We start from the raw sequence: 8420 nt of genomic DNA, 5'->3' as shown, positions 1-8420 counted from the left end.
TTGAATGCGTCTGCAGGCTCGACTTTAGGACGAGGGTAGGGTGTTGCGTTAATGGATAAAGTGCCGTCAAGCGCCTGCTTGATCGCAGCCGTCAATTTGTCTTTTTGGTCGGTGGTGAGGGAAGTGATCTTCATTTTCTTTTGCTCCTTCCAAGATTGCGCGTCGTCATCTTGATGTTGTCCCACAGCGTCCAGTCGGTCTCTCCGGTAACGCGGATGAAGTGAATGGGCAGGGCGGTGGTGGAAATGAAGTGATGATTTGTCGTTGCTGGCAGGGTTTTGGCCTCGACGATATTTTTACCGGCATCCAGCAAGTCGATACGGGTTTTACCGTTGCAGCCATAAATGTCGAATTCAATTTTGGAGCAGTCGCGTCTCAAATCCATCAGGACGACTTGGGTTCCTGGTTGGTTGGCCGGATGTTGATAGCAAATGTGAAGTACAGGCAGTTGCAACGCCGCCGCCCCGTCGGGGGGTACGTCATCGCGTATCGGGAATCCTGCCTGGCCGTTGCCCGACTCAAAAAATAGTGTGATGTAATCGGTGCTGAGCGTTCCTCCGGCCCGGATCATCGCGCCCGTGCGTGACGTGAAATCATCCGTGATCTCGTTCGGGAGCGGATCAAGGATCGCAAGCGTTCGGGTGACTGATTTGCCGCTGCCCCCAGCCGTACGCTTTACTTCATAAAACACATTAACGGTGCTGCCGCGGCTTGGATCAATCTGCGCTGCCAACACCGGCCAATCGAGGGACTGATTATCGCTGGCGATCGTAAACGTCTGCGACGCACTGCCCTCTTGAACGGGGCCGGTCCAGTAAATCGTCACTTCGTCCAGGCGCTTGAGGGCAGCAGCGACGCCATCCACATGTACCGAAGTGCCATTGGGATTGGCCGCCGGATCGAAAATGTCGCCAGGGGCGTTCAGCACCGTCGGGATGGTAAGCAATATGCTTCCGCTGACGGTGTAAGCCGTGACCTCTGACTTCAACGTTGCCCCACCCGGTTTGTTAACGCGATAGCTTATGCTCAACGAGCCACTGGCCAGGGGCGTGAGTAGGTTTTTGTTTACCTCCATGTCTTTCCCAATCGAGGCTTCACCATTCCCTACGGTATAGGTGTCCGAGTACACCAGCGCGTTACCGGCCTCCGTCAGCCCCTCCCAGGAGAGAAAAATCACATCATTCTCTGCTTTACCAGCATAGGCAGGTATCCGAACCAGTACCGGATCCGAGATCACGCCAATGTCTATGTCACCGACAACGCCAGGGATCAGTGGTGCTGTCAGTTGCGCGGGCACACCGACCACAGTGATGGTGGTGCGTTTCGAACCTTTGCCTTGTACCAGATAGCTGACAACTGCCCCGCCACCGGCAATGGCCACAACATCAGCGTTGGCCACGGTGAACTCCAGATTGAGTCCGCCTCCGGGGTATGTTGCTGGCCCAAGGACCTTTTCGAATGGCATACCGTCCGCAGCTCTGCCCTTCCAGTTCAGCGTTATCGAGTCCCCGGCAGCGGGAATTCCGTTGTCATGGGGGATTTCGACCTGGACATTGCCGCTCCCCAACTGATCGAGATCGATGATGCTCACCCGCGTCCCGGCTACTTTGACGGCCGGTGCTGGAGGAGCGTTGGGATCAACGATGACGTTGGTAAAAGCTGGCCTGGACACGAGCGAGTAATTGTTGACGATGTCCCTGATCTCATAACTCACCGTCACGGGGCTGCCGTCGCCCGCACCAATGAGCGTTTCTCTGGGGATAACAACGGTCTGAGGCTGACCTACCTGCGCGCTGTCCAATGGAGGCTGTGTAAGTCGAACGCCGTTCCAGATGACCGTGAGTTCGTCGCCTTCGGCCATGTACAGCCATGGCGCAACAGTGACACTGACTGGGATATTCTCGTCAGTTATGTCGCCTGCAGGTGTAATACTCGCTACGGTCAGTCGGTCATTGAGGTAGGGCGTTGAAGCGTCGGTATCAGGTCCGCCGGGCACTGACAACTTTACGCGCACCGTTCGTTTGTCTGACGGTGCAGTTGACTCGCTGAGTTGGTCATAAATGGTGTAATAAACTTCACCACTGGGCTCGACAATGGAGACCGGATAGAGGTTGAACGCCATGAAGCTGTTTTGAAAGTGCGATTCCTCCAATGAGAAGGTCTGTACAGTTTCGTCGTTCCAATAGAGCGTGACGAAGTCTCCCGGTTGGTAAGCCTGGATATTTAACCGAGCCTGCAAGAACACGGGCTTAGTGGGGTCGTTCAAGTCATCCCAGCCTAAGCCAGGCCTCGCCGACCCGTAATCCATAACGGGGATGATCAATGGATTGAGCGCTAACGTTCCACTTGAGCGGGGTGAGACAGTGCCGTCTGGTAAAACTGCCATAACATGATTCCTTTCAGAGCGAACGGTGTTAGAAGCCAGACCTCTACAACAGGGCCCTACTGCGCCCTGTTGTAGAAGAGTGACTACGCGCGAGGAATAACTACGGTTCTCGAACGCGAATCGGCCGGTATTGTAGGGTTGATCGGACAAACAAAAAGGTCTCCTACTGGACCCAGTGCGATCCGGATATACTTCTGATCCGCCTCAACAGGTGTGCCAACTTTATTGGTAATGGAGTAATTCACCGTGCAGCCAGCACGGCAGATTTTTTGCAGATAGGGATTATAAGGAACAGCAAGTTCGTAATAACCCAGTGCTATTTCCTGGTCGGTGATCTTGTGGTCGATGACAACAAGTTCGGTCCCGGAGATTTCCGGAGCCGTGGGGTCAACCAGACCTTCCCGACCCACAAACCTCAAGTTGATGAGGTCATCCTTGGCAATGTTGCTCACACCCTTCAGCATAATCTGGATGGGCGTTCCGTCCAGCCCGTTTACTCTGTTGATCACATTCTGAACGGTATCCTCTTCGGGGAATATCGCCTTGGCTAACGAACCGTCCCCTGGCAGTAAGCCTGGCGATTGCACATCGACCGGTGTCGGTTCGGATACTGCAGTCGCTACCTGATTGCTGGGGGGCAAATCACGGCTTACGATGTAGAACACATCTTTCAGTCCGGTCGAGGCTCCCACTGTCACTGCGGGTATAGTGATTTTCGCATCTTGTTTTTCATTTGCCAGGGTAATGGGAAATGGCGTTCCAATGAGTATGCCGTCCCAACTGACTTGCACCCGATCCCCGGGTTTCCAGATAACCATCCCGTCTTTGCCGATATGGGGAACAGTGGCCACAGCATCCTTGTTGAAGTCGCCAGGCGGAATCACGTTATCACCGCCAGCGCCGCTGTCACCGACGACGACCAGCGGCACGAGGTTTTCATGCCAAGGCGTTCCTGGGTCTGGATCGGGGCCTGGGCCTGGGCTGTCGAGATTTACGTTAACGGAAGTTGACGGAGAAGTGTTTGCAAGCACGCTCCCGCGCCATACTTCGTATGTAACTAATTTGCCGTTTCCGCTGCCTTCGGCTAGAACATCCGCATAAGGCAACTTGATCACTTTCAAAAATGCGGGTGGGGCAGGGTTTAAGTCGGCCGCCACCAACGTCACGGGCGGCATTTTCGTATTGCCCCATACGACGTAGATTCTGTCGCCTTCCGCAGCGTTCGTATAATTCGGTATTTCGACTTCCACCAGTTCAGCCGCATCTTGCTGAGTCACGACGCCGTGTGCTTCGTTGTCCGGAACCACCGGAGGCTCAAGATCAGTTGGCGCTTCAGTCAGGAGTACTTCAATAGCGACAGGATTCGAGCGTGGACTGATATTGCCGGCCTTGTCCGTGAGTCGATAAGCAAAGTAAAGGACCTTGTTGCCCAGCGGCTCGATGTCTGTGACCAAAAACTCGACATCCAGGGCTTTGCCTGCGCTTGCATCTGTCAGCGTAAAGGTGCCGGGAAGATATTTAGCGTCGTCCTCTGCTGCGGTATCGCTTAGCCACAGTTGCGCAACATCCAGGCCGGCGCTCAGATACCAGGCGGGCAGGCTGACGGGAATGCCATCACCGACGACATCCGCCAGGGTAATGCCTGACAGTTGCTCCTGGGTGAATTCCAGCAAAGGCATGTCGGGGGGCGAAGCTCCACCTGGGGCTTCGCGATCGAAGATCACTGTTACAAGATTTCCTGACAGACCTTCTCCGCTGGAAAGCGGGTCAAAAACGCTGTAATCGAGTGCCCATGGCGTGGTGCCCGTTGCAGGAAAATCCGTTTTGGGAATCGCCAAATCGAACACGAAGCTGCCATCATCTGACTCGGTCTGGGTAATAGGGCGTTGAGGTCCTAGTTCCGTCGCTGTTCCGTCTTCGGCCACCCGGTACAACTGAATGACGGCGCCCGCCGGAAACTCGGGAACTTTGTTCGGGATGCGAACTGGAAGATCCGCACCCAGTATCGCAAGAGGAAGAGTGCCGTCCGGAAAGACCGTGTCTGGCACTTGGAGTGGGGGGAGTAGGGTGGCAACAAGCTTGCCCACGCCGTTATCGACCGATGCGCGACCGCTTTTCTCAAAACGTTTTTTTGATTTGTAACGCCAGCGTGTCAATGACACAGGAATTTCGCGGCTGCGTGCCACCTCGGACTGGTTCCCCAACCCGTCCCGCAGTTGATACGCGAAATATTGAGGAACATCACCGTTGATGAGCAGGAGAGACTTGGGGAAGCGCGCAAAGGTAGTTTCGCTGATACTTGTGACTTCCACCGCACTCTCGGTGACCAGCACTCCTTCCGTTTCAGAAGTGCCCAGCCATGGCGTAAGAACATCCCCGATACGCTTGCCATACCAGAGTGGCGCCCGGACTTCGAGGTAGTCGTCCGTCAAGTCGCTCTGTGCGATGCCGTCGAGTTGCTCAGGTGTGAAGCTCAAGTAGGGAAGCGGCGTTCCACCTGGAGGTTCTCGATCCAGAATCACCTCCACAGGCAAATTGGATAAGTCCTTTACGCTGCCAGAGCCTACGTAGTAATCCACGTTGAACGTTACACTTTCACCCTCGGACGGAAAAGAAGCCTTATCAATAGTCATTGAGTAGTAGAAAGCGGGGTTGCCCTGGGCGGCTTGCTTATCGGCAGCGGTGACGGTACGGCGTGTTCCGAGCGGGGTGCCTCTCACATAGAGTTCCAGAAAATCGCCGACGAAGATGTCGTCGCTGTCGGGAATTCCCACCTCAAGGTCTGCGTCCAGAAACTCAAGCGGAATCGTATGAGTAACCGGGTCTCTATTAAAAACAGTCAGTTGCAAAAGCGCGCGTCCTGCTCGAGCTCTTGTTGATGACGGAAAGATATTGTTTCCCATGTCCAACTCCCTGTGAAGATATGGCGTAAATGCCGATAACAAGATGGTGGGTTTTCAAGAGTCTGTCTGCTGTCATAAATGACAGTGCCGTGGGCGGGCGATAAATAAATGTCAACGAAAGTACTTGGCATATCAATGTGTTGTCGGCGCCGTTGGGCGGTTAGAGCGAACTGAAATAACCATTATTTCGAATGGTTATTAAAACGGGCGTTAATACGCGTGCTAAATAATGAGTGCTGCATACACTTGGTTTACCCTTTGATAAGCGCCATGAGCACGCTCGGCAATCGCTAATCAATCAGGGGCGACTCAAGGAAACAGGGAGGTTAGTTATGACACGTCGTAAAGGATTCGGAGCTGAAGGTTGGGAATTTCCCGTTCTCATGGTGTTTGGAATGGCCGTCAGTCATTGCGCAGGCGCGGCAATTTTAGCTCCGGGCACAACGGGTATCGTCAATGCCGGGTCGCCCGTGACATTCTGGCGACTTGATAACGCGACTCTGCTCGTCAATCCGGGGGGGGCAACTCAGGGGATCAGCGCTCAGGCAGGATCAACAGTGAATCTCGACGGTGGCTCGGTTTCGGCTATTGATCCTGCCACCCAGCCTAACTCTTCCGGCGTCAGCCTGATCGTCAGCAACGGCCTGATCAACGATTCAACCATTTCATCGGTCAATGCTGTTGGCCTGTCTGTCAACCGTCAGATTTCCGGTGCAGGAGGCGGATCGACTGCCAGTGTCACTAACAGCTCGATCAGCGGCATTGGACGAGGCGTCAATGTCGTGGGCAGCAGCACGGCAACGCTGATCAATACCCAAGTGACGAGCAGCGGCAGCGGGCCCGGGGGCGTCATCGCCGATGGAGTGGGGCTGACGGTTATTGGCGGATCGTTATCCCTGCAAGGGGGGGCGGCTACCGGCAGTAACCGGGGCGCGGTTCTGACGGCCGACAACGGCGGCCGAATCACCCCGTCGCTCAGCCTGGATGGCGCCACTCTCACAGGCACCTCCGGCAGCGCAATTCTGATCGGGACAGTCGTCGGCACGGTGACCAACGCCACGGTCACCGTGCAGAACGGTTCCACGCTCAATAGCGGCAATGGCGTGATTCTCGAGGTTGGGCAGGCGGCTACGGCTTCCCGGGCATCGAACGTGAACTTTGTGGCCGATGACAGCCGACTCGTCGGTGATGTCAATGTCATCCAGGGCTCGCTCGCCGACGTCACATTACGTAACAACGCTGCTTTCACCGGCGACATGACCCATATCAACAGTCTGAACATAAATGCCGCTACCATGACCGGCAACGTCATTGCCTTGCCCGGTTCGCAGACTGCGGTCGTCATGGCAAACAACTCTGCATTCACAGGATCCATGTCCGACATTGCAAGTCTTGATCTGAGTGCGAGCACCGTGACCGGCAACGTAACCGAGAGCAGTGGATCAGTTGCGAGGGTGTCCATGACCAATGGTGCAAACCTTGTCGGCACAGTGAGCAACCTGGGCAGCCTGAGTCTCGATGGCAGCACTATGACCGGCGACGTGGTGCAGGACGCTGTCACCCCGGTTTCCATCGCGCTCAATAACGGTTCACAACTGACCGGGACAGTGGTTCAGGGGCAACGGATGGCCGTCGACGGGGCCTCCACGTTCAACATGGTCAGCGACTCCTCAGTGGGCGAGCTGACAATGGCTGGCGGGACGGTAAACATGCGAGCGGGCGGTCAGGGTTTCCGCACGCTCAACGCCAGCAGCCTCGCGGGGAATGGCGCGTTTACGATGGGCACGGATCTGGCCGGACATCTCAGTGACCTGGTCAACGTGGTGGGGAATGCCGATGGGGCGTTTGTGCTGCGTGTGCAGAATACGGGCGTCGAGCCCATCCAGGAGGATTTCGCGCAGAAGGTTGTGCACTCGGGAGGCGGTAGCGCGGCCTTTTCTGTCCTGGGCGGCCAAGTGGACGTGGGGACATTCGTGTACCGGCTCGAAAAAAGAGGCAACGAGTGGTTTCTTGCCCAGGCAACCACCGGTGGAGGCGAACCGCCGGTGGGCCCAGGCGAAGGGGGCGGAGGTGAACCGCCGGTGGGTCCAGGCGAAGGGGACGGAGGTGAACCGCCGGTGGGTCCAGGCGAAGGGGGCGGAGGTGAACCGCCGGTGGGCCCAGGCGAAGGGGACGGAGGTGTACCGCCAGTCGATCCTGGCAAGCCGATCATCTCGCCGTCGGCGCGCGCCGTCATCGGAGTGTTCAGTGCTGCCCCTACTGTCTGGTACGGCGAGACCGCTACGTTGCGCAGCCGCATGGGGGAACTGCGCAACGGGCGCGATCAGGGCGGCGTCTGGGCGCGAACCTATGGAAACCGATATAGGGTCTCGGCAACGGACCAGGTCAATTACATACAGACCCAGTCTGGCATTTCATTCGGCGTAGACACCCCGGTCTCTGAAGTAGACGGGCAGTGGCTGGTGGGTGTAATGGGCGGTTACAGCGAATCCGCTCTCGACTTGCAGCGAGGCAGCGATGGTCGGGTGCAGAGTTATTATCTGGGTTTGTACAGCACCTGGCTGTCGACAAGTGGTTACTACGTTGACGCGCTGATCAAGGCCAACCGCTTCCAGAACAAGGCGGATGTGCGCATGAGTGACGGTGAAAAATCGAGGGGTAATTATCAAAACTACGGCATCGGCGGTTCTGTCGAAGTGGGTAAACACATTAAGTTTGCCGAAGACTGGTTTGTCGAACCCTTCGCACAGGTCTCGGCTCTGTGGGTACAGGGAGAGGATTACGCACTTGATAACGGATTGGAGGCCCGCAGCAACAAGGCCGATTCCTTAGTTGCCAAAGCGGGCACCCACTTGGGCAAAAATATTCCGTTGACCGGGGGAGGATTCGTTCAGCCTTATTTGAAAGTCGCCGCGGCTCATGAGTTCGCACGCAACAACGAAGTCAAAGTCAATCGGACGACGTTTAGCGATGATCTGTCCGGTAGCCGCGGTGAGTTGGGCGCGGGCGTGGCGCTTCAACTCAATAATGTGTTGCAGCTCCATGCCGATGTGGACTACAGCAGTGGCGAAAACATCAAGCAACCCTGGGGTATGAATGTCGGGTTGCGCTATTCCTGGTAATGCGCCGTT

The 8420-nt window shown here is 56.0% G+C and carries 3 protein-coding genes; 1 reads left to right on the top strand and 2 read right to left on the bottom strand.

The window, feature by feature from the left end; translation table 11 throughout:
• Positions 1 to 130: 130 nt before the first annotated feature.
• Both BBI10_RS07255 and BBI10_RS07250 read right to left on the bottom strand, forming a co-directional pair.
• Complete coding sequence (locus BBI10_RS07255) at positions 131 to 2386, bottom strand: hypothetical protein (protein WP_065987695.1); 2256 nt, start codon at positions 2384 to 2386, stop codon at positions 131 to 133.
• A gap of 83 nt (positions 2387 to 2469) precedes the next feature.
• Positions 2470 to 5289: a hypothetical protein gene (locus tag BBI10_RS07250; RefSeq protein WP_141695138.1), complete on the bottom strand. Its 2820-nt coding sequence runs from the start codon at positions 5287 to 5289 to the stop codon at positions 2470 to 2472.
• Positions 5290 to 5621: 332 nt separating this feature from the next.
• Here BBI10_RS07250 and BBI10_RS07245 point away from each other — a divergent pair, with 332 nt between their 5' ends.
• Positions 5622 to 8411 carry an autotransporter outer membrane beta-barrel domain-containing protein gene (locus tag BBI10_RS07245; RefSeq protein WP_083233049.1) on the top strand — a complete coding sequence of 930 codons (2790 nt, stop codon included), beginning with the start codon at positions 5622 to 5624 and terminating at the stop codon, positions 8409 to 8411.
• The last annotated feature ends 9 nt before the right edge of the window (positions 8412 to 8420 follow it).

The organism is Pseudomonas graminis (assembly GCF_001705435.1).
GTDB lineage: Bacteria > Pseudomonadota > Gammaproteobacteria > Pseudomonadales > Pseudomonadaceae > Aquipseudomonas > Aquipseudomonas graminis_B.
The sequence above is the reverse complement of the archived record's forward strand: the minus strand, read 5'-3'. Positions and strand labels throughout refer to the sequence as shown.

Bases quoted from the DNA above. Each gene is read 5' to 3' on its own strand.
- BBI10_RS07255 (WP_065987695.1), bottom strand. From the start codon at position 2,386: ATGGCAGTTTTACCAGACGGCACTGTCTCACCCCGCTCAAGTGGAACG.
- BBI10_RS07250 (WP_141695138.1), bottom strand. From the start codon at position 5,289: ATGGGAAACAATATCTTTCCGTCATCAACAAGAGCTCGAGCAGGACGC.
- BBI10_RS07245 (WP_083233049.1), top strand. From the start codon at position 5,622: ATGACACGTCGTAAAGGATTCGGAGCTGAAGGTTGGGAATTTCCCGTT.